Consider the following 24,908-nt stretch of genomic DNA (forward strand, 5'->3'; position numbering starts at 1 on the left):
ATGGTTGGAAACCATATGGGCAAGGGGATTCGACTATCGGGGGTACTGCGGTTGTCAGACCAGGGGCGCTCTGCAATAAAATTCCGGCCCAACCGGCGTCACCGTACGGGACAGGGCCTGAGCCCGTGCGGATGCGTTCCAAAACCCCGATCAGGCTCAGACGACTTCCCGCTCTCCCGGTACTCAGGGGGCGTTTCGGGACTACCGTCCCAATGGTCCCACGCCCCAGGTAGAACCGGGTCCACTCGATAGGGTCCGCCTCATGCATCACCCCCCCGACACACTTCACGCCCGCAAACGCCGTAAGGCCAGGGCCATGATCGTGTCCGCCGCCTTCCAGCTCTTCGCCGAGCACGGGTTCGACAACGTCACGGTCGCCGCCATCGCCGAGCGCGCGGAGGTCGGCCGTACGACCTTCTTCCGCTACTTCGGTGACAAACAACAGGTGCTGTTCGCCGACGAGGGCACGGAGGTCGAGCGTCTGTGCGCCCACGTGCGCGACAAGGCCCCCAGACCCCTGGGCGATGACCTGGGTGCCGCCGTCGAACTGCTGCGGGAGGCCGGCGTCGCGGCCCGGCCGCACGCCGCGCTCTCCCCGGCGCACTCGGTCGTCCTGGTGCGGCTGCTCCGGGAGAGCACCGATCTGCGCTCCCGTTATCTGCTCACCCGCCAGCAACGGGCGATCCGGCTCGCCGGGGCACTGATGGAGGTCGGAGCCCCGGAGAACGTCGCCGTCCTGGCCGCGCACATCTCCATGGCCTGTGAACTGACGGCCATGCGCCTGGCCCAGAGCCCGGATGTCTTCCCGGACCGCATGGACGAGGCCTACACCCTGCTGGGATCGCTGAGCGGCGGATCCGGCTGAGGGGAGGGGGACTCAGACGTCGTACTCGCGCACCAGGCGTGTGAGCCTGCGGCCGAAGAACACGACGACGACCAGTCCGACCACACCGATGAGGGCATAGGGGGCGCGCAGAGCGCCCTCGTGTCCCGTCAACGGGTCGAGAGCGGAGACCATCACGCCGCCCGCCGCCATGCCCAGGGCGCTGACACCCCAGCTCACCGTGCGCATGGCGGCGTTGACCCTGCCCAACAGCCGGTCGGGTGTGATGCGCTGGCGAATGGAGGTCATCGCCACCGCGTAGCCGAGGATGAGCCCGCTCACCAGCAGGTACCCGACGGCGACCACGGGTGTGACCGGCAGCGCCGCGATCACGCAGTAGACCACGCTGGTGGCGGTCAGAGAGACCACCGGCAGCGTGCCGTGCGGGAGCACCGACCGCAGCCGGGCCACCGACTGGCCGCCGATGACCCCGCCCACCGCGGCGAACGCCATCATCAGGCCGAACCCGACCGGTCCCAGGCCGAGTACGTCCCGAATGAACAGCACCTGGGTGGACAGGGCGGTGGCGTAGCACCCGTTGACGGCCAGGGCGATGCCCGCGACCAGCCGCAGCAGCGGCTGGTGCCGGATCGCCCGCACCCCCTCCGCCAGGTCCGCGCCCACGCCGCGCAACCCGCGCCGCTCCGGTCCGGCGCCCGGGCCGGCGGGTCCGGTGTCCTCGGCATGCCCGGCTGCGGTCGTGTCGCCGTGCCCGGCGGTGTCCGGGGCGTGGGGGCCGACCGTGTCGGGGTGCCGGGCCGTGTCCACGCCTCGCACGCGGAGCAGGGCCAGTACCGACGCCACCAGTGCCGCGGCGTTGAGGATGAACGGTGCGAACAGCCCGAGGGAAAGGAGCAGGCCGCCGATGGGTCGCCCGCCGAACTCCTGGACGACCAGCGCGCCGGTGCGCAGGTGCCCGTTGGCGCGCTCCAGCCGCTCCCGGGGCACCAGCGAGGCGACGACCGTCTCCGCGGCGGTGTCGTAGCAGACCTCCAGCGCGCCGAAGCAGAACGCGAACACCACCAGCAGCGGTACCGACGCCGCCCCGGAGAACACCACGGCGGCCAACGCCGCCCACAGGGCCAGCCGGACGGTCCCGGCCCCGGCCATCACGGGGATGCGGGGCAGCCGGTCGATCAGCACCCCGGCGGGCAGTGCCAACAGCAGCCAGGGCAGCCGCCCGGCGGTGGCCACCGCGGCGACCGATACGGGGTCGGAGGTGAGGGAGGAGGCCAGCCACGGCACCGCGATCATGGCGACGCCGTCGCTCAGATTCGCGGCCGACGCGGCCGCCCAGAACGCCCAGAAGCGCCCGCCGAGCGAGCCTTCGGCGGCGGTCGGCCGCGGAACGGGAGAGGGCACGGGCGGATCACCGGACCTTTCCGGCCCGGTTGCGGCGGGGGCGCCGCGGGGGGGCGGACCGGGCCTCACGGCCACCCTAAGTCCCGGCCCGGAACCCCCCGTGACCGGTACCGGCCCGTCCGGTTCCGCCGAAAGTCTGGTGCCCGTCACCGATCTCGGCCGGGATGGGCGCCGTGAGCGGCACGCACAACACCTCCCATGGCCCCATTCACGGCACCCTCGTCCAGATCGGCACCCTGCACGGGGCGGTGGACATCGACCAGTCCGAACGCCGGGCCGTGCGCATCCTCCCCAAGGGCCCCTCCCGTTTCCAGAACCGGGACGCGGAGCTGGCACGGCTCGACGCCTTCCTCGCCCAGTCGAGGCAGAAGGACGGCCGCCGCCTGTGCTGTGTGGTGGGCCCGCCGGGGGTGGGCAAGACCGCCACCGTCGTCACCTGGATCAACCAGAACCGCGAGCACTTCGGCCACGCCCAGATCGCCCTCCCCTGCGGGGGAGACCCGGGCGAGGGCGCGGGCCGAGGCATCGAGGAGGTCTGCGACCAGTACTTCCGGCAGATGGGTGTGGACACCGACGCTCCGGGGTTCGACACCCTGGAGGGCAGGCTGCACCGCTTCCGGCAGCACACCGAGGGCCGCCCGGTGGTGGTGCTGCTGGACGACGTCCGCTCGGCCGCACAGGTGGAGCCGTTCCTGCCGGACCTGCCGGGCATGGTCGTCATCACCACCAGCCGCACCCCGATCAGGGGCCTGGGACTGCACGCGCCCCTCTCCCTGCCGATCGGGCCCCTGGCCGACGAGGCGGTGGCGGCGCTGCTGCGCGACATCGTGGAGGGCGAGGATCGCTTCGCCGACGAGGCGGCGTTCGCCCGCCTGGTCGCGCTCTGCGGCGGCATCCCGTTGATCGCGGGGCACGCCGCCTCCCTTCTCTACGACGACCGAGGGCTGACCGTCGCCGAGCTGGTGGCGCGGATGGAGGAGTCGGGGCGGCTCACCCTCCTGGAGGAGTCGGTGGCGAGCGTCCAGCGGCCCGCCGCCGTGTTCGACGTCTTCTATGACGAACTGCCGCAGGACGCCGCGTACCTGTACCGGGCGCTGGGCTCGCACCCCACCCGGGACTTCGACCGCTGGTCGGTGGGCGCCCTGTTCCCCGGCGCCCCGCAGGAGGCGGGCGCGGCCCTGGACCTGCTGGCCAGGCGCAGCCTGGTGAAGCAGGCCCCGGGCGGGCGCCGCATCATGGAGGACCTCACCTACGAACACGCGGGGCTGGTCGCCCGCGGTCGCGGCACCGCGCAGGAGCGGGCCCGGGTGCGGGACCTGATCTGCGACTACTACCTGTACGGCGCGGTCGCCGCCGACACCGCGGGCCGCTGGAAGCTGGGGCCGCTGTACGGTGAGCCCGCCCCGGTGCCGCTGCCCGATTTCGCCGCGGCGAACAAGGCCCACCGGGAATCGACCGCGACACCCGGGGACCTCGAACCCTGGTTGGAGCACCGCCGCCGGGTACGTGACCGTAGCGCTCTCCCGGTGCCCGGGGACACCTCGCACGAGTGGTTCGAGTCGAGCCTCGACGCGATCATCGCCTGCATGCGCCGGTCCGGCCGGCTCTGGGAGGGGGACCGCCCCCGGCCGGGCTACCGTTGGCAGCTGGCCGAGGCCACCAACGCCTTCTTCGCGGCCTACGGCCACCGGGACGCCCGGGCCACCGTCCTCGCCCTGGGCACGGAGGACGCCGAGGCCTGCGAGGACCAGGACGCGATGGCCCGCATGCACGCCCAGTGGGGCGAGGCCCTGCTGGGACAGGGGCGCCTGGACGAGGCGGAGGAGCACCTGCGCCGCTCCCTGGCGGCCGCCTCCCACCGGGACGCGAAGGTCGTCTGGGGCAGGGGCGCGGCCCTGGAGTGGCTGGGCATCCTGGAGCGCCGCCGCGGGAGGCCGGACGCCGCCGACGTGTTCCTCGACGCGTCCCTGCCCTTCCTGGACCGTTCCCGGGCCCGGCCCGTCGCCCTGCACCACATGCACAAGGGTGATGTCGCGTTGCTGCGCGACGACGGGGCGGCGGCGCTGGAGGAGTACCGCAGGTCCGCCGAGTGGTTCCGCCGGCACGCGGACGAGAAGGGCCCGGACTTCGCCAACGAGGGCAAGGTCCTGGCGAACCAGGCCCGGCTCCTGGCGGCGGGGAGGCCGGATCAGGCGGTCGCCCTGCTGGAGTCGGCCCTGGACCGGTTCGTGAAGGCGGACCGTGCCCACCAGGCGGGCAAGGTCCTGGAACTGCTCGGCGACCTGGGCGCGGACACCCGGAAGCACTGGGGGTACGCGCTGGAGGTCTTCGGCCTCATCGGTGACACCGCCGCGGTCGACCGGGTCTCCGGCAAGCTCGCCGAACTCCCCCAGATGTACTGACCTGGGAGGTTGGGAACACGGGAGGCGGGAGGGCCTCCCGGCTTGCTTCAGGTGTTGATCTGGACGATCCACACCTATGCCGGAGGCCCTCTCCTGCCGTCGAATCGCTGCCGGGCTGTTCCCGGCCTCCACGGTCAGTGCACCTAGAGCCCCCGGTCGGGGGCGGGACGCAGGCCGACCGTGACCGTGCGGTCGGCGGACACGCGCAGCCGCAGCGGTCCCGGGGCGGCGACCGACTCCCGGGTGGGCGGGGCGTCGGCGCAGACCAGCCGCTCGGCCAGGACGCTCGCCGCGAGGTGGTGGTCGTGCGGCAGCGGCGGGTCGAAGCGCAGCGCGAACACGTCGCCGCCGCGGGCGCGCAGCTCCACCCCGTCGGGCGCGTGGACGGCGGTGACCCGGGTACCGGGCCGGTGTGCGAACACGGTGGCGGACCAGCGACCGGCCTCGGCGGGCAGGGCGTCGCGGGCGGCGGTGATCACGTCCGCCGCCGAGGCCAGCCGGTGGTCCGGCTCGTCGTCGGAGCAGACGAGGATCGCGTCCCCGGGCCCCTGGGGCAGGACGGCCGCTGGGGTGCGGCGGACCCGGAGGGTGCCGGGCTCCCCGGGGAGGGGTGCGACGGCGGTCCACAGCGAGGCCGGTCCCGCGTGCCGGATCTCCGGTTCCGGAACGGCGAGCTGCGGCGGGCGCCCGGGCGGCGGTGCGGCGCCCATCATCCGGTACGCCCGGGCGCGGATGAGGTCGAGGGAGGAACCGGGGGCGGAGCTGACCCAGGCCTCGGCGACGGCGCGGGTGGCCTCGCGCAGCTCGGCGGCCTTGGCGAGCTGGGAGCGCAGCGGGGCGTACCGGTCGAGGGGGGACGCGGTCCCGTAGAGGCGGCCCAGGCCGCTGCGCGGGTCCACGGACTCGCGGCCCTCGGGGGCGAGCAGGACGGGTTTGCCCAGGGCGGCGGCGTAGACGCCGACGGAGCCGTGGTCGGAGATGACGTGGTCGGCGGCGACGACGGCGGCCCGCCAGCCCTCCTCGGGCGGGATCAGGAGCAGGCCGGAGCGCAGGGCCTCGGCGAGCCAGGATTCGATCTGGCGCCGCCCGTGTGCGGCCCACACGTTGGGGTGGAGGATGAGCGCCACCTGGAATTCGTCGTGCGGGAGTTCGGCGATGATCTCCGGAACGTAGGAGGGGTCGATTCCGAAAAGGGAGTCGTGTTTCCAGGTGGAATTGACCGTGACGAGTGTGCGTTCGGGGTGCGCCAGGAGGGCGCGCCGGTAGTGGAGGGCGCGCGGCAGACTGGCGAGGAGGCGGTCGTGGCAGGGGTCGCCGGCGAGGAAGGCGAGGGGGAGGGCGTCGGGGCAGCCCTCGCGCAGCCGGTCGAACTGCTCGTGGTGGGAGAGGGCGATGGCGTCGGGGACGAGCCGCCCCTGGTGTTTGAGGGTGCCCTCGGACAGCCCGAAGACCTCCCGGCTCCCGGCTCCCGGCTCTCGGCTCTCGGCTCCCGGCTCCCGGCTCCCGGCTCCCGGCTCCCGGCTCCCGGCTCCCGGCTCCCGGTGCTATTCCAGTGTTTATTGTATCCGTTTCCGTGGGGCAGCCGCAGGATTCTCGAATGGATCTCGTGGAGGTCGTCGCCGAGGCTCGCGGTGATCACGAGGTCGAATTCCATTTCCCGGGCGGTTTCCCAGGGCAGCGGGGTGAGTCCGTGGGCGCGCAGGTGTTCGTCGACCCCGGCGGCGAACACGCCGCCGGTGGTGCGTGCGCAGTGGAGCTGGACCCGGGGGTCGTCGAACGCGGGCAGCACGTCGACGATGCGGGTGGCGCAGGTGAGGCTGTGGACGACGAGCAGTACGTCGAGGTCGGTGTCCACGGTGCGCCAGCCGGGGGTCAGCGCGAGGGGGCGGACCGCCTCGCGGCGTCCCGGTGCGGGATCCCGTTCCACGTTGTCGCTCACAAGCCGCTGAGCCTATCGATACCGGCGTCGCCGGGACAAAGCCCCTGTTCGCGGCGCACCGCCGGGCGGGAGGCGCGAATTCGCGCGGCGCACCCCCTGGATTTACTTGGACGTCCAACTATATGGTGGGGCGCACAGGCCCGCGGTGTCAGGGAAGCCGGTGAGAATCCGGCACGGTCCCGCCACTGTGACCGGGGAGCGTCCCCTACGAAGCCACTGGTGAGAGCCGGGAAGGCGGGGGGAGTCGCGCAGAACCGGGAGTCAGGATACCGGCCGCGGGTTTCGAGTACGTGCGGTCCACGAGGATGGAGCGAACACGCATGACGACGCAGCACGCCCACGGCACCCGTCCACGGCGAGCGATCCCGCGGCATCACTGAACCCACCGCCCCACCACCCCGGGGCGGCGGTCGGCCGTGCCACCGCACACGGCCCCCGTTCCGCATGCCGCTTCTCATGCCTCGCCTCCGTGACCTCCACAAGAGAGACGGATGACCCATGGTCCAAGTCCTGACGCACTTCGTCCACGGAGAACGCGTCCCCGGCCGCTCGGCGGCGCTGGGCGACGTCTTCGACCCCGACACCGGCACGGTCCAGGCCCGCGTGCCGCTGGCCGACCGGGCCGAGACCGAGGCGGTCATCGCCGACGCGGTCGCCGCCCAGGCCGAGTGGGCCTCCTGGAACCCGCAGCGCCGGGCCCGGGTGCTCCTGAGGTTCCTCCGGCTGGTCGAGCCCGAGCGCGACGCGATCGCGCGCATGCTCTCGGCCGAGCACGGCAAGACCGTCCCCGACGCCCACGGCGACCTCCAGCGCGGGCTGGAGGTGGTCGAGTTCGCGGCGGGCATCCCGCACCTGATCAAGGGCGAGTTCTCCGACAACGCCGGCACCGGCATCGACGTCCACTCGCTGCGCCAGCCGCTGGGCGTGGTCGCGGGCATCACCCCGTTCAACTTCCCGGCGATGATCCCGCTGTGGCAGGCCGCGCCCGCACTGGCCTGCGGCAACGCCTTCGTCCTCAAGCCGTCGGAACGGACCCCCTCGGTGCCGCTGCGGCTGGCCGAGCTGTTCGCCGAGGCGGGGCTGCCGCCGGGTGTCCTCAACGTCGTCAACGGCGGCAAGGAGGCGGTCGACACCCTGCTGACCGACCCGCGGGTGGCGGCGGTCGGCTTCGTGGGCTCCACCCCGATCGCCGAGTACGTCTACTCCACGGCCACCGCGCACGGCAAGCGCGCCCAGTGCTTCGGCGGCGCCAAGAACCACATGGTGGTCATGCCCGACGCCGACCTCGACCAGGCGGTGGACGCCCTGATCGGCGCCGGGTACGGCTCGGCGGGCGAACGCTGCATGGCGGTGTCCGTGGCGGTCCCGGTCGGCGAGGAGACCGCCGACGCCCTGGTGTCCCGGCTCAAGGAGCGCATCGCCGGACTGCGGGTGGGCCCCTCGCACGACCCGGAGGCCGACTTCGGCCCCCTGGTCTCCGCGGACGCCCGCGACCGGGTCACCGGGTACATCGACCTGGGCGTCGAGGAGGGCGCCGAACTGGTCGTGGACGGGCGCGGCCACACCGTCCCGGGTTTCGAGGACGGCTACTTCGTCGGCCCCACCCTGTTCGACCGGGTCGGCCCGGACACGCGCCTGTACCGCGAGGAGGTCTTCGGCCCGGTGCTGTCGGTGGTGCGCGCCGCCGACTACGAGGCGGCGCTGGCCCTGGCCAACGGCCACGAGTACGGCAACGGCGTCGCGATCTTCACCCGCGACGGCGACACCGCCCGCGACTTCACCCGGCGGGTGACCACCGGCATGGTCGGCGTCAACGTGCCCATCCCGGTGCCCGTGGCCTACCACACCTTCGGCGGCTGGAAGCGGTCCGCGTTCGGCGACCTCAACCAGCACGGGCCCGACTCCATCCGCTTCCACACCCGTACCAAGACCGTCACCTCGCGCTGGCCGTCCGGGACGAGGGAAGGCGCTTCCTTCACGATCCCGGTGATGCGGTGACCGCCGTGGCGACCCTCACCGAGGACCAGGCGGCCCTGGCCGGGGTGGCCGGGGACTTCGCCCGCGAACACCTGGCCCCGCACGCGATCGAGTGGGACCAGGGCAAGCACTTCCCCGTGGACGTGCTCCGCAAGGCCGCCGACCTGGGCATGGGCGGCATCTACGTCCGCGAGGACGCGGGCGGCTCCGGCCTGTCCCGGCTCGACGGCGTCCTCGTCTTCGAGGCGCTGGCCACCGGCTGCCCGTCGGTGGCCGGGTACCTGTCCATCCACAACATGGTCGCCTGGATGGTCGACCGCTACGGCGACCCCGCCCAGCGCGACCGGTGGCTTCCGGGCCTGTGCTCCATGGACGTGCTGGGCAGCTACTGCCTGACCGAGCCGAACGCGGGCTCGGACGCGGCAGCCCTGGGCACCCGGGCCGTGCGCGAGGGCGACCACTACGTGCTCACCGGCACCAAGCAGTTCATCTCCGGGGCGGGCGCCTCGGGACTCTACATCGTCATGGCCCGCACCGGCGGACCCGGGCCCGCGGGGGTGTCGGCGTTCATCGTGGACCGCGACGACCCGGGGCTGTCCTTCGGAGCCAACGAGGTCAAGATGGGCTGGAACGCCCAGCCCACCCGCCAGGTGGTCCTGGACGGGGTGCGGCTGCCCGCCGACCGGTTGCTGGGCGCGGAGGGCGACGGGTTCCGGATCGCCATGAACGGCCTCAACGGGGGCCGTCTGGGCATCGCCGCCTGCTCGCTGGGCGGGGCCCGCGCCGCGCTGGACGCCGCCACCGCCTTCCTGGGCGACCGGCAGGCGTTCGGCGGACCGCTGATCAATGCCCAGGCGCTCCGCTTCCGGCTGGCGGAGATGGCCACCGACCTGGAGGCCGCCCGCTCCCTGGTGTGGCGGGCCGCCGCGGCCCTGGACGCCGGCGACGCGGACGCCGCGCACCTGTGCGCGATGGCCAAGCGGTTCGCCACCGAGGCCGGGTTCACCGTCGCCGACCGGGCGTTGCAGCTGCACGGGGGCTACGGGTACCTCACCGAATACGGCATTGAGAAGATCGTGCGCGATCTGAGGGTGCACCGAATCCTGGAAGGGACCAACGAGATCATGAGCCTGATCATCGCGCGCGGACTGACGGGAGCCGCCTGATGTCCACCACTGAAGAGAAGGTCCTGGTCCGTGTGGAGGGCCGCCTGGGGCGGCTCACCCTGAACCGGCCGCGCGCCATCAACGCCCTGGACCATGACATGGTCACCGCCCTGCGGGAGGCCCTGACCGCCTGGGAGCACGACGACGCGGTCACCGCGGTGCTCATCGACGGGGCGGGCGAACGCGGTTTGTGCGCGGGCGGCGACATCCGCGCCATATCCGCCAGCGCCCGGGAGCGCGACGGTGCGGCCGCCGCCTTCTGGCGGGACGAGTACCTGCTCAACGAGCACATCTCCCGCTACCCCAAGCCCTATGTCGCGTTCATGGACGGCGTGGTCATGGGCGGCGGCGTCGGTGTGTCCGCGCACGGGTCGGTCCGCATCGTCACCGAACGCTCGACCGTGGGCATGCCCGAGACCACCATCGGGTTCGTGCCCGATGTGGGCGGCACCTTCCTGCTGTCCCGGGCGCCCGGGGAGACCGGAGTCCACCTGGCGCTCACCGCCGGGTCGGTGGGCGCGGGCGATGCGATCGCCCTGGGCCTGGCCGACCACTACGTGCCCGCCGAGCGGCTGGCCGACCTGGCCGCGGTGCTGACCGGGGTCACCGGTGCCGAGGACGTGTCCGAGGCGGTGGGCCGGTTCGCCGAGACCCCGCCCGCCCCGACCCTGACCGGCGGACACTGGGTCGACGCCTGCTACCGCGCCGACACCGCCGAGGAGATCGTGGAGCGGCTGCGCGGCCACGGCGACCCGGCGGCGGCCGCGGCCGCCGACACCGTCCTGGCCAAGTCGCCCACCGCGGTGAAGGTCGCCCTGGCGGCGCTGCGCCGGGCCCGTGAGCTGCCCGGCCTGGCGGCGGTCCTGGAGCAGGAGTACCGGGTCTCCTGCGCGGTGCTGGACTCGCCCGACTTCGTCGAGGGGGTCCGCGCACAGATCATCGACAAGGACCGGAACCCCAAGTGGGTGCCCGACACCCTGGACGGGGTCTCCGACGAGGAGGTGGCCCGGCACTTCCGCCCGGCCCCCGACGGCCCGCTGGGCCTGGTCGGCCCCGGCGTCGCGGGAGGTGCGCCGTGACCGTGATCGGATTCCTCGGGCTCGGCCACATGGGCGGGCCGATGGCGGCCAACCTGGTCCGGGCCGGGCACACGGTGACCGGCTTCGACCCGGTCCCGGAGGCGCTCGCCGCGGCGGCGTCGAACGGGGTGCGCCCGGCCGCCTCGGCGGCCGAGGCGGCCGCGGACGCCGACGTGGTGATCACGATGCTGCCCAGCGGGCGGCACCTGCTGGCCGCCTACCGCGGCACCGGGGACGGGGACGGCACCCTCGGCCTGATCGCCGCGGCCCGCCCGGGCACGCTGTTCGTCGACTGCTCCACCGTGGACGTCGCCGACGCCCGTACGGCGGCCGCAGAGGCGGAGGCGGCCGGACACCGGGCGGTCGACGCCCCGGTGTCGGGCGGCGTGGCCGGTGCGGCCGCCGGAACGCTCACCTTCATGGTGGGCGCCCGGGAGGAGGTGTTCGCCCAGGTCGAGCCGTTGCTGTCGGCCATGGGCGGGCGCATCGTGCACTGCGGGGGCGCGGGCGGCGGCCAGGCCGCCAAGATCTGCAACAACATGGTGCTGGCGTCGTCGATGATCGCGGTGAGCGAGGCGTTCGTGCTCGGCGAGCGGCTGGGCCTGGACCACGAGGCGCTGTTCGACGTGATGTCCGCGTCCTCGGCGCAGTGCTGGTCGCTCACCACCTACTGCCCGGTGCCCGGGCCGGTGCCGACCAGCCCGGCCAACAACGACTACCGGCCCGGGTTCGCCGCGGCGCTGATGGCCAAGGACCTGGGCCTGGCGCTCAACGCGCTGCACGCCACCGGCACGGTGGCCGAGATCGGTGCGCGGGCCGCCGAGGTCTACGCCGGGTTCGCCGAGAACGGCGGTGCGGGCCGGGACTTCTCCGCGGTCGTGGAGGAGGTCCGCGCCCGCGGCGGGGACTCCCGCGACGGGAACGTCTGAGGCGGTGGGTGCCCGCCGCGAACGGTATCGCGGCGGGCACCCACCCGGCCCGGGGCCGCCGACCGGCTTCGGCGTCCCCGGGTTCCGGTGCCGGGGCCGGGACCCGGGACGGCCGGTCCCTTGAGAAGGCCGTGAGGGTGGCCTCCGGCCGCTGGGCGCCGTGGTCCTGGAGGGGGGCGAAGTCCGCCGCGTTGTCGAACGCGACCCCGTGGTCCTTGCCGTCCACGGTGTTCCGGTGGAAGACCGCCGCGTACCGGTTGGCGGCCTGGTCCGGATGGAACCCGTCCGGGCCGTCGGCGTCCGCCCGGCTGCGCCGGTCGGTAGTTCGGGCAGCGGATCGGTCGGCCCCGGGGTGGCCGAGGGTGTTCGCCCGGGGCCCGCGCCGTCCGCGGCAAGGGGGGCGCACGCGATCCGGAGCACTTTTCCGATCGCGGCCGGTGACACCCGCCACTGGTCCGCGCGGGCTCCGAGTCCTAGGGTGTAGGCGATCCGGAGGCCGGGACCGAGGAGAAGCCGTGGCGAAGATCGACCTCAGTGAGTACACCCGGGGCGGGGAGGGCTCTCCCCATCTGCGCGCCTACCTCGCCGTCCCCGAGGGCGAGGGGCCCTGGCCCGGCGTCGTCATCACCCACGAGGCCTGGGGCGTCGACGAGCAGATGCGCGCCCACGCCGACCGGCTGGCCCGGCTCGGCTACCTCACCATCGTCCCGGACCTGTACAGCGAGGGCGGCATGGCCCGCTGTGTGGTCAAGGTGATCATGTCCATGCGCTCCGGGCGCGGGCGCGCCATCGTCGACATCGCCGCCGCCAAGCGGTGGCTGCTGGACCGGGACGACTGCACCGGCCGGATCGGTGTGGTCGGGTTCTGCATGGGCGGCGGGTTCGCCCTGGCCACCGTCGCGGACTTCGACGCATCCGCCGTCAACTACGGGTTCACGCCCAAGAAGCTGGAACGCAGCCTGGACCGGGCCTGTCCGGTGGTGGGCAGTTTCGGCGACCGCGACGCGGGTCTGCGCAGGGCCGCCGACGAACTGCGCGCCACCCTGGACGCCGCGGGCGTCGTCAACGACATCAAGGAGTACCCCGGGGCCGGGCACTCCTTCCTCAACGAGGCGCCCAACGGGCCGAGGATCCTGCGCGCCGTGTTCCGGGCCATGCACACCGGGCCGCACCCGGAGTCGGCGGTCGACGCCTGGCAGCGGATCGACGCCTTCCTCACCGAGCACCTGGCCGCCCCCTCCGAGCCCTGAGACGGGCGGGGCCGGTGCACGCACCGGCCCCGCGGGAGAGGGCCGCGGCCGCGGATCGTCCGTAAACGGGGGATCCGCGGCCGAGGGCCGTCCGTAAGCGGGAGGTTCGCTGCCGCGGGCCGTCCGTAAGCGGGAGGTTCGCGGCCGAGGACCGTCCGTTGAGGGCGGTGGCGGGTGACGGGCGGGTCGTGGCCGCCGGGCGGGCCTCAGCCCGTCGGCCGCCGGGCGGGCGGCGGGACCGGGCGGCGCTCCCGGCCCGTGTAGTCGCTCAGCGGCCGGATGAGGGCGTTGGCCGCCTGCTGCTCCAGGATGTGCGCCGTCCATCCGGTGATCCGCGCCATCACGAACAGCGGCGTGAACGTCGGGATGTCGAAGCCCATCAGGTGGTAGGCGGGCCCCGCCGGGTAGTCCAGGTTCGGGTGGATGCCCTTGCGGTCCAGCATCGCCCGCGCCAGCTCCCGGTACAGCTCCATCAGCCCGTCCGCGCCCTTGAGCCCCGCCATGGTCTCCAGCGCCGCGTGCATGGTCGGGACCCGCGAGTCCCCGTTCTTGTACACCCGGTGCCCGAAGCCCATGATCCTGCGCTTCTCGGCCAGGGCCGCGTCCAGCCAGGCGCCGGCGCGGTCCGCGCTCCCGATCTCCTGGAACATGTGCATGACCGCCTCGTTGGCGCCGCCGTGCAGCGGGCCCTTGAGCGCCCCGACCGCGGCCGTCACCGAGCTGTAGATGTCCGACAGCGTGGAGGTCACCACCCGCGCCGTGAACGTCGACGCGTTGAAGCTGTGCTCGGCGTACAGCACCATCGACGTCTCGAAGCAGCGCACGACCTCGGCCGCGGGCACCTCCCCGAAGCACATGTGGAAGAAGTTCTCCACCAGGTCCAGGCCGGGGTCCGGCGGGATCGGGTCCAGTCCGCGGCGGCGCCGGTGGTCGGCGGCCACCACCACCGGCAGCCGGGCCAGCATCCGCTCGGCCTTGACCCGGTTGGCCCCGGGGGAGCCGTCCCCCTCCAGCGGGTCGTCCGCGCCCAGGTAGCTCACGGCGGTGCGCAGCACGTCCATGGGGTGGGCGGTCTCCGGCAGCCGCCGCAGCAGCTCCAGGGTGTGCCGGTCCAGGGCCCGGTGCGCCCGCTCGCGCGAGGTGAAGGCGCGCAGCTGGGCGGCGTCGGGCAGCTCCCCGTCCCACAGCAGGTACGCGACCTCCTCGAACGTGCAGGAGGCGGCCAGGTCCTGCACCGGGTAGCCGCGGTAGGTGAGGGAGTTGGTGGTCTGGTCCACCATGGAGATCTCGGTGGTGTCCACCACCACCCCGGCCAGGCCCTTGCGGATCGCCGTGTCGCTCATCGTGTCACCACATCCGTTAGAGAGTGAAGTCGTACACGTCGCCGTCGAAGGCGTTGTACGCGCGGTAGTCGAGGAGCTCGTAGAGGCGGGCCCGGGTCTGCATCCGGTCCACGAGGCCGGCCTGGGTGCCCTCGTCGCGCAGCGCCCGCAGCCCCTCCTCCACGGCGCCCATGGCCAGGCGCAGGGTGGTGACCGGGTAGATCACCAGGTTGAGCCCGAGGGACTCCAGCCGTTCGGCGGTGAGCAGCTCGCTCTTGCCGAACTCGGTCATGTTGGCCAGCAGCGGCACGTCGACCGCCTTGCGGAACGCCTCGAAGTCGGCGGGGCCGCGCATCGCCTCGGGGAAGACCATGTCGGCCCCGGCGTCGACGTAGGCCCTGGACCGCTCGATGGCGGCGTCCAGGCCCTCCACCCCGGCGGCGTCGGTGCGCGCGCAGATGACGAACCCGTCGTCGCGGCGGGCGGACACCGCGGCACGGATGCGGCGCACCATCTCGTCGGTGCCGACCACGGACTTGCCGTCCAGGTGACCGCAGCGCTTGGGGGCGACCTGGTCCTCCAGGTGGCAGCCGGCCAGCCCGGCGTCCTCCAGCGCCTGTACGGTGCGGGCGGCGTTCATGGGCTCGCCGAACCCGGTGTCGGCGTCGATGACCACGGGCAGGTCGGTGACCCGGGCGATCTGGGCGCCCCGCCCGGCCACCTCGGGCAGGGTGGTCAGGCCGATGTCGGGCAGCGCCAGGTCGGCGGCGATGACCGCGCCGGACACGTACGCCCCGTCGAAGCCCAGCTCCTGGATCAGGACGGCGGTCAGCGGGTTCATCGCCCCGGGGACCCGCAGCAGGCGGCCCGAGGCCAGGTCCTCGCGCAGGCGGCGGCGCTTCTCGCGGGGTGCGACGGTGGAGTGCAGCATCAGAAGATCCCCTTGCTCCCGGAGGCGCCGAGCGGCTCGGCGGCGGTGAGGGTCAGCGCCCGCACCTCGTCCGCGGTCAGGTCGGGCAGGCGCTCCACCAGGTCCAGGAAGCGGTCCTGCTCGTCGGTGGTGACCACGCCGTCGGCGAGGGTGCGCAGCTTGGCGACGTAGTCGGGGCGGGTGAACGGGCGGGCGCCCAGCGGGTGGGCGTCGGCCATGGCGATCTCGTCCTCGATGACCGAGCCGTCGACCAGCTCCACCACGACGCGGCCGCCGAAGGCCTTCACCGCCGGGTCGGCGGAGTGGTACCGGCGGGTCCACTCCGGGTCCTCCACCGTGGAGACCTTGTGCCACAGCTCGACGGTGTCGGGGCGGGCCGCCCGCTCGGGGGCGTAGGACCGCTCGTGGTGCCAGGTGCCGTCCTGGAGGGCCACCGCGAAGATGTAGGCGATGGAGTGGTCCAGGGTCTCCCGGCTGGCCGTCGGGTCCATCTTCTGCGGGTCGCCCGAGCCGGTGCCGATCACGTGATGCGTGTGGTGGCTGGTGTGGATGGTGACCGAGCGGACCTTCGCGGTGTCGCCGATCCCGGGCCCCAGCCGCCGGGCCAGGTCGATGAGGGCCTGGCTCTGGTACTCGGCGGAGTGCTCCTTGGTGTAGGTCTCCAGGATGCCGCGCTTGGGCTCGCCCGGGCCGGGCAGCTCCACGGTGTACTCGGCGCCGGGGCCGCCCAGCAGGTACGCGATGAACCCGTCCTCGCCCTCGTAGGCGGGGGAGGGCGCACCCTCGCCGCGCATCGCGCGGTCCGCGGCCTCCACGGCGACCTTCCCGGCGAACGCCGGGGCGTAGGCCTTCCAGCTGGAGATCTCGCCCTTGCGGGACTGGCGCGTGGTGGTGGTCAGGTGCAGCGCCTGCTGGACCGCCTGGTAGGTGGTCTCGGTGTCCAGCCCGAGCAGGGTGCCGATCCCGGCGGCGGCCGAGGGTCCCAGGTGCGCGATGTGGTCGATCTTGTGCTCGTGCAGGCAGATGCCGCGCACCAGCGCCACCTGGATCTCGTACCCGGTGGCGATGCCCCGCAGCAGGTCGCGTCCGGTGCGGCCGGTGTGCTGGGCGACGGCCAGGACCGGGGGGATGTTGTCGCCGGGGTGCGAGTAGTCGGCGGCCAGGTAGGTGTCGTGGAAGTCCAGCTCGCGCACGGCCACCCCGTTGGCCCAGGCGGCCCACTCGGGGGACAGCCGCACGTTCGCGGGCAGGCCCGCCACGGCGGCGCCGGGCGCCGCCGGGTGGCGCAGTGCCTGGTCGCGGGCGCTCACCACGGGGCGGCGGTGCAGGGAGGCGGCGGAGACCGCGGCGTTGTCGATGATCCGGTTGCCGATCATCTCGACCACGTCGGCGTCGAGCTCCACCGGGTCGGTCGCCACCGCGGCGATCCGGTGGGCGAGCTGTTCCTCCCCGGGCGGACCCTCGGAACTGCGGTGGACACGGACGGTGTAACGGACCATGGTCATCCCTTCGCGGCGGTCGCTGTGCAACGAGAGTCGCATGCCGTCATCGCAGGTGAAAGGCCCTGAAAATGCTGGATTCCGCTAATCTTCGACGGCGTTTTCGCTAATCTTGCCAAGCCTCTGGAAGACACTTTCGGGTTAGCCTGGTGCGGACGAGAGGGGACGCCGTGCGCAAGGTCTTCGCGGGGGCGCGGCTGCGGCGGCTGCGCCAGGAGCGTTCGCTCAACCAGGCCGAACTCGCCCGGGAGCTGGGCATCTCGGCCGCCTACCTCAACCAGATGGAGCACAACCACCGACCGCTGAGCGTGCCGGTGCTGCTGCGCATCACCGAGGCGTTCGGGGTGGACCCGGCGTTCTTCGCCGCCGAGGACACCACCCGGACCGTCGCGGAACTGCGCGAGGCCCTGGTGGACGTCCCCACCGGCGACCAGGTCACCCCCGGGGAGCTGGCCGAGCTGGCCGGGTCCATGCCCGGGGTCGCGCGTGCCCTCCTCGACCTGCACCGCCGCTACCGCGACGCCTCCGCGCAGGCGGCCGCGCTGGCCGAGGGGCGCGGCGCCGCGGCGGCGGCCGCGCCGATGGCGTACGAACAGGTCCGGGACTTCTTCTATGAGCGCCACAACTACATCGGCGAGCTGGACGAGTGCGCCGAGGGGCTGGCCCGGGAGGAGGGGGCCGTCCCCGGCAGACCCCGCGAGGCGCTGGCGCGGCTGCTGTCCGAGCGGCACGGGGTGCGGGTGGAGACCCGCGACGGCGGCGACCGGCGGCGGTCCTACGACTCCGAGCGTCGGGTGCTCACCCTCGCCTCCCGGCTGCGCCCGGGGCAACAGGCCTTCCAGATGGCCACCCAGTTCGCTTTCCTGGAGTACGGCGACCTGCTGACGGAGCTGGCGCGCGGGGAGGAGCTGCTCACCGGGCAGGCCGAGCGGCTGGCGCGGATCGGGCTGGCCGACTACTTCGCCGGGGCGTTCGTGCTGCCCTACCGCGAGTTCCACGCGGCGGCCGAGGCCGAGCGCTACGACATCGAACTGCTCGCCGACCGGTTCGGGGTGGGGTTCGAGACGGTGTGCCACCGGCTGTCCACGCTCCAGCGGCCCCGGCTGACCGGGGTGCCGTTCTCGTTCGTGCGGGTGGACCGGGCCGGGAACATGTCCAAGCGGCAGTCGGCCACCGGGTTCCACTTCTCCCGCTCCGGCGGCACCTGCCCGCTGTGGAACGTGTACGCGGCGTTCTCCGCCCCGGGGGCGGTCCAGACGCAGATCGCGGAGATGCCCGACGGGCGCTCGTACTTCTGGGTCGCCCGCACGGTGGGGCGCCGGTACGGCGGGCACCGGGGCCCGGGCAGGGCGTTCGCGGTCGGGCTGGGCTGCGAGCTGCGGCACGCACACCGGCTGGTCTACTCGGCGGGGCTCGCGCTGGACGACCCGCGCGCGGCCACCCCGATCGGTATGGGCTGCAAGGTGTGCGACCGCCCGGCCTGCCCGCAGCGCGCCTTCCCCCCGGCGGGGCGGCCGCTGCTGATCAACGAGAACGTCGGCTCCGTCGCCCCCTACCCGGTGGCGGACCCCCGGCCCTGATCACGTGATCGGCTCGCCCGGTCGGACGGCCTCCTCCACCCGGGAGGGGAGCGGGGCGGCCCGGCCCCGCGCGAACGCGGCCGTGTACTCCTCCACGCCCAGAATCCCGGCCGCGCGCCGGGCGATCCGGTCCACGTCACCCCGCTCGGCCTCCGGCAGGGGCGCGTCCAGCGCCTCCCGGGCGGCCGCCGCGGTGCCCAGCAGGGAGGCGGCCCGTTCCGCGTCCCCGACCGCCCCGCCGAGGGCCAGGGCCCCGGCCGTTCCCTCCAGGGCGAGGGCCACCGCCCGCGGGTCGCCGCCGCGCAGCGCGGTGGCCAGACCCCGCCGGTGCAGGTCCAGGGCCTGCGCGGCGTCCCCGCGTTGCTCGGCGCAGAACCCCAGCTCGGCCAGGATCAACGCCGCTCCGGGATCCGCGCCGAGCCGCAGGTTCCACACCAGCCAGGGCCGCAGGTGCCTCTCGGCCGCGGCCGGGTCCCCGCTGCGCCGGGCGGCCATGCCCAGGCCGATGGCGGCGAACTCCTGACCCGCCTGGTCACCGTGCTCCACGGCGATCCGCAGGGCGCGCCCGTGGAAGCCGTCCGCCCGTTCGAAGTCCCGCTCCAGCAGGGCGACGCGGCCCAGCCCGGCCAGGTGGCGCGAGAGTTCGCTCCACAGCATCAGCCCCTCCGCGACGCCGACCGCCTCCCGGCGCATCGCCGCGGTCCGCCCCAGGTCGCCCCTGATCTCGGCGTGGACGGCGAGCGCGTCCAGTGCCTGGAGCCGCCCCCATCCGTCACCGAGCCCGTCGAACAGGGACAGGCTCCGTTCGCCGTCAGCGAGCAGCCCGGGCAGGTCGCCGCGGAAGTGCGCGATGTTCGCCCGGGTCGCGAGCGCGGCCGCCTCCACCCACGTGTCGCCGAGGGCGCGGGCGTCGCGCAGCGCGTCCCCCACCAGTGCCTCGGCGGTGTCCAGATCACCGAACCCCATGTGGGCGGAGCCCAGGAACCAGACGGCCCGGGCCAGGGCCACCCGTCCGGGCAGGTCGTCGGGCACGGCCCCGGCCGCAAGAGCGGTGCCGTACCCCGTCCCGGGAGCGGCGGCCCCGTGCACGTACAGCTCCAGTGCGGCCCGGGAACAGGCCGCCCTGACCTCCAGTGCCGACGGCGGCCCGGTCCACGGACCCGAGGTCCGCCGCCCGACCGCGACGAACCTCTGTAGCGCCTCCCCGAACCGGCCGCGCAGGAACAGGTGCCAGGTGCCCGCCAGCGTCACCCGCAGGGCCGTCTCCGTGTCCCCGAGTTCCAGGGCGTGGTGCAGTGCGGTGCGCAGGTTGGCGTTCTCCGCGTCCAACAGGAGCAGCCGGCGGCGCTGCTCCCGCCCGATCAGGTGCGGGTCCGCCCGCTCCGCCAGGGCGGTGTAGTAGGCGGCGTGCGCGCGCCGGGCCGCGTCCCGTTCACCCGCCTCCGCCAGGCGTTCTGCGGCGTAGTCGGCCACCGACTCCAGCAGCCGGAAGCGCGGGCGGTCCGGGTCGGGGACGGCCACCACCAACGACCGCTCCACCAGGCGTTCCAACAGGTCGAAGACGTCTTCGGCGGCCACTCCGGGGCCGGGGCACACCGCCTCCGCCGCCTCCAGGGTGCACCCCTCGGCGTGCACCGACAGGCGGCGCAGCACGGCACGCTCGGCCTCCGAGGCCAGCTCCCAGCTCCAGTCGATCACCGCCCGCAGGGTGCGCTGCCGGGCGGGGGCGTCCCGCCGCCGCCCGGCCAGCAGCCGGAACCGGTCGTCGATCCGCTCCAACAACCCGTGCGCGCCCAGGGCCCGGATGCGCGCCGCCGCCAACTCCAGGGCCAGGGGGATGCCGTCCAGCCTGCGGCAGACCGTCACCACGGCGGTCACGTTGTCGCCCGTCAGCCGGAAACCGGGGGAGGCCGCGGCGGCGCGTTCCGCGAACAGCCGGACCGCGTCCGACGCCAACGCCGCGTCGGGGTCGTCGTCGGTGCCGGGCAGGGCCAGGGGGCCCACCGACTCCAGCACCTCTCCGTCCACCGCGAGGGGCTCCCGCGTGGTGGCGAGCACCCGCACCCCGGGGGCCGCCCGCAGCAGGGCGGTGACCGTGCGGGCGGCGGACTCCACCACGTGCTCGCAGTTGTCCAGCACCAGCAGGGTCCGCCGGGCGGAGAGGGCGTCGCACAGCCGCGCCACCGGGTCGGCCTCCGAGGTGCCGCGGCCGCGCAGCCCCAGCGCGGCGCCCACCTCCTCGGCCACCGCGTCCGGTCCGGCGCCGGACTCCCGTTCCGGGCGCAGCCCGGCCAGCTCCACCAGCCACACCCCGTCGGGGTGGTCCGCGGAGCGCGCCTCGGCCACCGCCAGAGCGAGCCGGGTCTTGCCGACCCCGCCCGGGCCGGTGAGGGTGACCAGGCGATGGCGGCCCACCAGCCCGGTGACGCGGTCGAGCTCCGACGCCCGGCCCACCAGAGCGGTCGGCGGCAACGGCAGGTCGCCGCCCCCGCCCGCGGGGTGTGCGGCGGCGGGCGCGGCCAGGCCCGGGTCCTGCTCCAGGATCCGCTGGTACAGCGCGGCCGTCTCCGGCCCCGGGTCCGTCCCGAGTTCCTCGGCCAGCCGCTCCCGCAGATCGGCGTAGGAGGCCAGGGCGTCGGCCGCGCGGCCGGCCCGGTAGAGGGCGAGCATGTGGACGGCCCGCAGCGACTCCCGGAGCGGGTGCTCGCGGACCCGCTCCCCGAGCCCGTCCGCCACCAGTGCGTGCTCGCCCGCCTCCAACCTGGCCCGGGCCAGGTCCTCCACGGCGGTGAGCCGCCGCTCCTCCCAACGCGCGGCGACCGCCTCGGCGAGGTGGGCGCCGGCGGGGTCCGTGTCGAGGAGGTCCGCGAACGCCGGCCCCCGCCACAGGTCCAAAGCCTCCGAGAGCAGGGCGGCGCGTGCCCGGGGGTCCGCCGCGGCACGGGCCAGCTCGGTGAGCGCCGAGAACCGTCCGGCGTCCACACCGTCGGCCGACACCTCCAGCGCGTACCCGGGAGGACGGTGCGCCACCAGCTCCCGGCTGCCGGACTCGGCCCGCTCCAGGGTCCGGCGCAACTGCGACACCTTGGTCTGGAGGGTGTTCGCGGGGTTGGCGGGAAGCCCGTCGCCCCACAGGTGGTGGGCGAGCCGGTCGGTGGAGACCACCCGTCCGGGCTCCATCAGAAGTGCGCTCAGCAGAGCCCGCACCTTCACCTCGGGGACCCGGACGAGGGTCCCCTCGTCGGTCCACACGGCCAGTGGTCCCAGCACCCCGAAACGCATGGATCCAACCTAGCCGCGCGGCCGCGCACGGCCCGCCCCCGGGCCGCCGTCGGCGAACCGTCGGCGAACCGTGCGCGCCGACCGGTGGAGTGGTCCCACAGCGGGCGGACGAGGCGCCCGCCGGACCGGGAGGGGACCTCCGATGGACGACGGACCACCACGCGTCGCACTCGTCTTCGACGGCACCGACGGGAGGGGCCGAGCGGTCGCCGAGGAGGTCGCCGACCGGGCCGCCCGCCGGGGCGGCCCGGGGACCGACCTCCTCGATCTGGCCGAGGCCGGACTGCCCGAGGCGGTGCGCGGACACCCCGGACCCGTGCCCTGCGCCGTCGCTGACCTCGGCCCCTGGCTGGCCGACGCCGACGCCTTCGTGGTCGTCGCCGTCGGTGACGGACCGCCCGCCGGACTCCGCGACGCGGTGGGCTGGTGTGCGGACACCTGGCGGGACAAGCCGATCGCGCTGGTCGTGCTCGGGACCCCCGCCGACGCCCTCCGTGTCGGCTCCCTGCTCCGGTCCCTGCCGACCGGACCCGTGGTGGCGACCGCCTCCCTCCGAACGGACCCGGGCACCGACCGGTCGCGCCAGGACGCCGCCGACCGGCTGCTCGATCACCTCCTCCGGTGGACACACCCGCTCCGCCGGACCCGGACCCAGTGAAAGGCAAGAACATGTCAGCGAACACGACCGCCCCCGCGGCCCGGGCGGGATGGCGGGCCTGGGCCGGGCTGGCCGTCCTCACCCTGCCCACCACCCTCCAGGCCCTCGACGTCACCGTCCTGTACCTGGCGCTGCCCCACCTGACCGCGGACCTGGGGGCCACCGCCTCCCAACGGCTGTGGATCATCGACGTCTACGGCTTCATGGTCGCCGGCCTGCTGGTCCTCATGGGCACCCTCGGCGACCGGATCGGCCGCAGGCGGCTGCTCGTCCTGGGCGCCACCGCGTTCGGGGCCGCCTCCGTGCTGGCCGCCTACTCCACGACCCCGGAGATGCTCATCGCGGCCCGGGTGCTCCTCGGCATCGCCGGAGCCACCCTGATGCCCTCCACGCTCGCACTGATCAGCACGATGTTCGCCGATCCGCGACAACGGGGACTGGCGTTCGGCGTGTGGGCCACGAGCTTCTCGGCGGGTATCGCCCTCGGCCCGATCCTGGGCGGCCTCATGCTGGAGTTCTTCTGGTGGGGTTCGGTGTTCCTGCTCGCCGTCCCCGTGATGGCGCTGCTGCTCGCCACCGCCCCGTTCCTGCTCCCGGAGTACCGGGACCCCGAGCCCGGCCGCCTCGACCTGCCCAGCGTCCTGCTCTCGATGGCCGCCGTCCTGCCCGTCGTCTTCGGTCTCAAGCAGCTCGCCAAGTACGGACCGGAGCCGGTGGCCCTGGCCGCGATCGTCGCCGGTGCCGTGTTCGGCCTGCTGTTCGTCCGCGGACAGCGCCGGCTGGCCGACCCCCTCCTGGACCTGCGCCTGTTCTCCGGGGCCGCCTTCTCCAGCGCCCTGATCGTGATGCTCCTGGGCCTGCTGCTCATCGGCGGCATCTACCTGTTCGTCACGCAGTACCTCCAGTCCGTCGCCGGCCTGTCGCCGCTGGTGGCCGGGCTGTGGCTGCTGCCGGCCGCGATCGGGCTGGTCATCGCCTCCACCCTGGCCCCCGTCATCGCCCGGCGGGTGCGCCCCGCCTACGTCCTGGCCGGTGCGCTGGCCCTGTCCACCCTCGGGTTCCTGCTGCTCACCCGGGTGGGCCCCGAGGACGGGCTCGTCACCGTGGTGGTCGGGTTCACCCTGGTCTACTTCGGTATCAGCCCCATCATGGCGCTGGGCACGGACCTCATCGTGGGTTCGGCCCCGCCGGAGAAGGCCGGTGCCTCCGCCGCCATCAGCGAGACCGCGATGGAGGTGGGCGTGGCCCTGGGCATCGCGGCCTTCGGCAGCGTGGGCACGGCGGTCTACCGCCTGTCGATGACCGGGGCGATGCCCGCGGGCGTCTCCGCGGACGCCGCGGCCGACGCGTCCGACGGGCTGGAGGGCGCCGGGCGGGCCGCCGCGGACCTGCCCGCCCCGGTGGCGCAGGACCTGCTGGACACCGCGGCCACCGCCTTCACGTCCTCCCTCACCACCGTGGCCTGGATCAGTGCCGCGCTGGCCGTCGGGATCGCGGTCCTGGCGGCGGTGGCCCTGCGCCGGGTCCCGCCCACCGGGGCCGCCGCGGAGGAGGAGAGCCCGGAGGTCGGGGAGCCCGTGGCCGGCTGATCTGCGCGCCGTCCGAGCCGGTGCCGCCCGCGGGCGGCACCGGCCCTCCGGTTTCCGGGGCGCCCGTGACAGCCGTCACGGCCGGTTCCTGACGGACGGGCCCCACCCGGCGGCCGCCGCGAAGGAGGAGAGTCCGTGGCCGGCTGATCTGCGCGCCGGCTCTCCGGTTTCCGGGGCGCCCGTGACAGCCGTCACGGTCGGGTCCTGACGGACGGGCCCCACCCGCCGACCGCGCCGTCCACCGCCGGGGCGCCCGAACCGCTCCTTCGCGCCGGGGCCGGGCAGCGCCCGGCCCCGGCGGCCGGCGGTGTCGGACGCGGTGCATAGCATCACGGCATGAGCAAGCACACTCTCCCCGACATGCTCGACGACGCGGCCCTGATGTCGTTCGAGCACCAGCTGTACCTCCAGGAGTTCCTCGGTGAGCACAACTGGAACGTCGACCTCCAGGAGGGCCGATTCGAGTTCTCCGGCGAGCGCCCCCTGGTCTGCGAACGCTTCCACCTGCTGGGCAGCGCGGCGCCCGGCCCGAACTCCTGGATGTGGGGCTGGGCCAACCCCTCCGGCTTCCGCCCGGACCTGACCGCCATGAGCGCCGCGGTCCGCGACTTCGGCCGGGAGCACGACGTCCCCGAGCTGGCCTCCGCCGAGGTGGCCTTCGGTGACCTGCCCGGCGCCCCGCAGGAGGTGCCCGTGGTGGTCGGCCAGCTCACCGACGCGGCCAAGCTCCTCACCGGCCGCTGGTTCTCCTACAACGGCGAGGTCGGCGGCGGCACCCGGGTGGCCTTCATCATCGAACACCCCGATCTGCGGCTGCCCGCGCCCGAACCCACCAGGGTCATGAGGGTCCTCCAGCAGGGACTGATGGAGCTGCGGCTGACCGACCACAAGCGGGCCCTGTACACCTACGGCCGGCTGCGGGGCCTGGCCCCGCGGTTCACCGACGAGGAACGGGGCACGCTGCTCCTGTCCGTGCCCGGCCTGGAGGCTCGCGTCTCCTTCGACCACCTCGGCCGGGTCGGCGGGATCAACGCCTCGGTGTCGAACCCCGACGCCTGAG

General features: G+C 74.1%; 17 protein-coding genes and 1 riboswitch. Of the genes, 11 read left to right on the forward strand and 6 right to left on the reverse strand.

Going from position 1 to position 24,908, the window contains the following annotated elements; genetic code table 11:
- Nucleotides 1–262: 262 nt before the first annotated feature.
- Nucleotides 263–865, forward strand: a complete 603-nt coding sequence (locus QJS33_RS07950; protein ID WP_306367222.1) for a TetR/AcrR family transcriptional regulator — start codon at nt 263–265, stop codon at nt 863–865.
- A 12-nt stretch (nt 866–877) separates the two neighbouring features.
- Here the strand turns inward: QJS33_RS07950 and QJS33_RS07955 are convergent, their stop codons facing one another.
- Nucleotides 878–2,245 carry an MFS transporter gene (locus tag QJS33_RS07955; protein ID WP_306367223.1) on the reverse strand — a complete coding sequence of 456 codons (1,368 nt, stop codon included), beginning with the start codon at nt 2,243–2,245 and terminating at the stop codon, nt 878–880.
- Between the two features lie 173 nt (nt 2,246–2,418).
- Here QJS33_RS07955 and QJS33_RS07960 point away from each other — a divergent pair, with 173 nt between their 5' ends.
- Nucleotides 2,419–4,647, forward strand: coding sequence for a hypothetical protein (locus QJS33_RS07960; RefSeq protein ID WP_306367224.1), 2,229 nt, complete (start codon nt 2,419–2,421; stop codon nt 4,645–4,647).
- 143 nt (nt 4,648–4,790) lie between these two features.
- Here QJS33_RS07960 and QJS33_RS07965 read toward each other — a convergent pair whose 3' ends face one another.
- Nucleotides 4,791–5,774 carry a hypothetical protein gene (locus QJS33_RS07965; RefSeq protein ID WP_306367225.1) on the reverse strand — a complete coding sequence of 328 codons (984 nt, stop codon included), beginning with the start codon at nt 5,772–5,774 and terminating at the stop codon, nt 4,791–4,793.
- 918 nt (nt 5,775–6,692) lie between these two features.
- Nucleotides 6,693–6,879: riboswitch (cobalamin riboswitch) on the forward strand.
- Nucleotides 6,880–7,084: 205 nt separating this feature from the next.
- On the opposite strand from QJS33_RS07965, the gene QJS33_RS07970 reads away from it, so the two are divergent.
- From QJS33_RS07970 to QJS33_RS07990, 5 genes are all read left to right on the forward strand, one after another.
- A complete protein-coding gene (locus tag QJS33_RS07970; protein WP_306367226.1) occupies nt 7,085–8,584 on the forward strand; it encodes a CoA-acylating methylmalonate-semialdehyde dehydrogenase in 1,500 nt (499 codons plus the stop codon).
- 5 nt (nt 8,585–8,589) lie between these two features.
- Entirely contained in the window at nt 8,590–9,729 is a 1,140-nt protein-coding gene (locus QJS33_RS07975; protein WP_306367227.1) for an acyl-CoA dehydrogenase family protein, read from the forward strand.
- Nucleotides 9,729–10,808, forward strand: a complete 1,080-nt coding sequence (locus tag QJS33_RS07980) for an enoyl-CoA hydratase/isomerase family protein (protein ID WP_306367228.1) — start codon at nt 9,729–9,731, stop codon at nt 10,806–10,808. The genes QJS33_RS07975 and QJS33_RS07980 overlap by 1 nt, the downstream gene beginning before the upstream one ends.
- Entirely contained in the window at nt 10,805–11,737 is a 933-nt protein-coding gene (mmsB, locus tag QJS33_RS07985; RefSeq protein WP_306367229.1) for a 3-hydroxyisobutyrate dehydrogenase, read from the forward strand. The genes QJS33_RS07980 and mmsB overlap by 4 nt, the downstream gene beginning before the upstream one ends.
- A 515-nt stretch (nt 11,738–12,252) precedes the next feature.
- Complete coding sequence (locus QJS33_RS07990) at nt 12,253–12,987, forward strand: dienelactone hydrolase family protein (protein ID WP_306367230.1); 735 nt, start codon at nt 12,253–12,255, stop codon at nt 12,985–12,987.
- Nucleotides 12,988–13,193: 206 nt separating this feature from the next.
- On the opposite strand, the gene QJS33_RS07995 is transcribed toward QJS33_RS07990, so the two are convergent.
- Genes QJS33_RS07995 through QJS33_RS08005 form a run of 3 tightly spaced genes read right to left on the reverse strand, consistent with a single transcriptional unit; the run spans nt 13,194 to nt 16,739 of the window.
- Entirely contained in the window at nt 13,194–14,330 is a 1,137-nt protein-coding gene (locus tag QJS33_RS07995) for a bifunctional 2-methylcitrate synthase/citrate synthase (RefSeq protein WP_306367231.1), read from the reverse strand.
- A 16-nt stretch (nt 14,331–14,346) separates the two neighbouring features.
- Complete coding sequence (prpB, locus tag QJS33_RS08000) at nt 14,347–15,240, reverse strand: methylisocitrate lyase (RefSeq protein ID WP_306367232.1); 894 nt, start codon at nt 15,238–15,240, stop codon at nt 14,347–14,349.
- Complete coding sequence (locus QJS33_RS08005; protein ID WP_306367233.1) at nt 15,240–16,739, reverse strand: MmgE/PrpD family protein; 1,500 nt, start codon at nt 16,737–16,739, stop codon at nt 15,240–15,242. The genes prpB and QJS33_RS08005 overlap by 1 nt, the downstream gene beginning before the upstream one ends.
- A gap of 170 nt (nt 16,740–16,909) precedes the next feature.
- Here QJS33_RS08005 and QJS33_RS08010 point away from each other — a divergent pair, with 170 nt between their 5' ends.
- Nucleotides 16,910–18,319, forward strand: a complete 1,410-nt coding sequence (locus tag QJS33_RS08010) for a short-chain fatty acyl-CoA regulator family protein (RefSeq protein ID WP_306367234.1) — start codon at nt 16,910–16,912, stop codon at nt 18,317–18,319.
- Here QJS33_RS08010 and QJS33_RS08015 read toward each other — a convergent pair whose 3' ends face one another.
- Nucleotides 18,320–21,601 carry a BTAD domain-containing putative transcriptional regulator gene (locus QJS33_RS08015; protein ID WP_306367235.1) on the reverse strand — a complete coding sequence of 1,094 codons (3,282 nt, stop codon included), beginning with the start codon at nt 21,599–21,601 and terminating at the stop codon, nt 18,320–18,322.
- Between the two features lie 142 nt (nt 21,602–21,743).
- On the opposite strand from QJS33_RS08015, the gene QJS33_RS08020 reads away from it, so the two are divergent.
- The 3 genes from QJS33_RS08020 (at nt 21,744) to QJS33_RS08030 (ending at nt 24,907) form a co-directional block, all read left to right on the forward strand.
- Nucleotides 21,744–22,259: an NADPH-dependent FMN reductase gene (locus tag QJS33_RS08020; protein ID WP_306367236.1), complete on the forward strand. Its 516-nt coding sequence runs from the start codon at nt 21,744–21,746 to the stop codon at nt 22,257–22,259.
- 11 nt (nt 22,260–22,270) lie between these two features.
- Nucleotides 22,271–23,848: an MFS transporter gene (locus tag QJS33_RS08025; protein WP_306367237.1), complete on the forward strand. Its 1,578-nt coding sequence runs from the start codon at nt 22,271–22,273 to the stop codon at nt 23,846–23,848.
- 336 nt (nt 23,849–24,184) lie between these two features.
- The gene (locus tag QJS33_RS08030; protein ID WP_306367238.1) at nt 24,185–24,907 is read left to right on the forward strand and encodes a DUF6882 domain-containing protein; all 723 of its coding nucleotides are present in this window, start codon (nt 24,185–24,187) and stop codon (nt 24,905–24,907) included.
- Nucleotide 24,908: the final 1 nt, after the last annotated feature.

This window comes from Nocardiopsis sp. CC223A (genome assembly GCF_030766825.1).
Lineage (GTDB): Bacteria > Actinomycetota > Actinomycetes > Streptosporangiales > Streptosporangiaceae > Nocardiopsis.

Bases quoted from the DNA above. Each gene is read 5' to 3' on its own strand.
- QJS33_RS07950 (WP_306367222.1), top strand. From the start codon at position 263: ATGCATCACCCCCCCGACACACTTCACGCCCGCAAACGCCGTAAGGCC.
- QJS33_RS07970 (WP_306367226.1), top strand. From the start codon at position 7,085: ATGGTCCAAGTCCTGACGCACTTCGTCCACGGAGAACGCGTCCCCGGC.
- QJS33_RS07980 (WP_306367228.1), top strand. From the start codon at position 9,729: ATGTCCACCACTGAAGAGAAGGTCCTGGTCCGTGTGGAGGGCCGCCTG.
- QJS33_RS07995 (WP_306367231.1), bottom strand. From the start codon at position 14,330: ATGAGCGACACGGCGATCCGCAAGGGCCTGGCCGGGGTGGTGGTGGAC.
- prpB (WP_306367232.1), bottom strand. From the start codon at position 15,240: ATGCTGCACTCCACCGTCGCACCCCGCGAGAAGCGCCGCCGCCTGCGC.
- QJS33_RS08005 (WP_306367233.1), bottom strand. From the start codon at position 16,739: ATGGTCCGTTACACCGTCCGTGTCCACCGCAGTTCCGAGGGTCCGCCC.
- QJS33_RS08015 (WP_306367235.1), bottom strand. From the start codon at position 21,601: ATGCGTTTCGGGGTGCTGGGACCACTGGCCGTGTGGACCGACGAGGGG.
- QJS33_RS08020 (WP_306367236.1), top strand. From the start codon at position 21,744: ATGGACGACGGACCACCACGCGTCGCACTCGTCTTCGACGGCACCGAC.
- QJS33_RS08025 (WP_306367237.1), top strand. From the start codon at position 22,271: ATGTCAGCGAACACGACCGCCCCCGCGGCCCGGGCGGGATGGCGGGCC.
- QJS33_RS08030 (WP_306367238.1), top strand. From the start codon at position 24,185: ATGAGCAAGCACACTCTCCCCGACATGCTCGACGACGCGGCCCTGATG.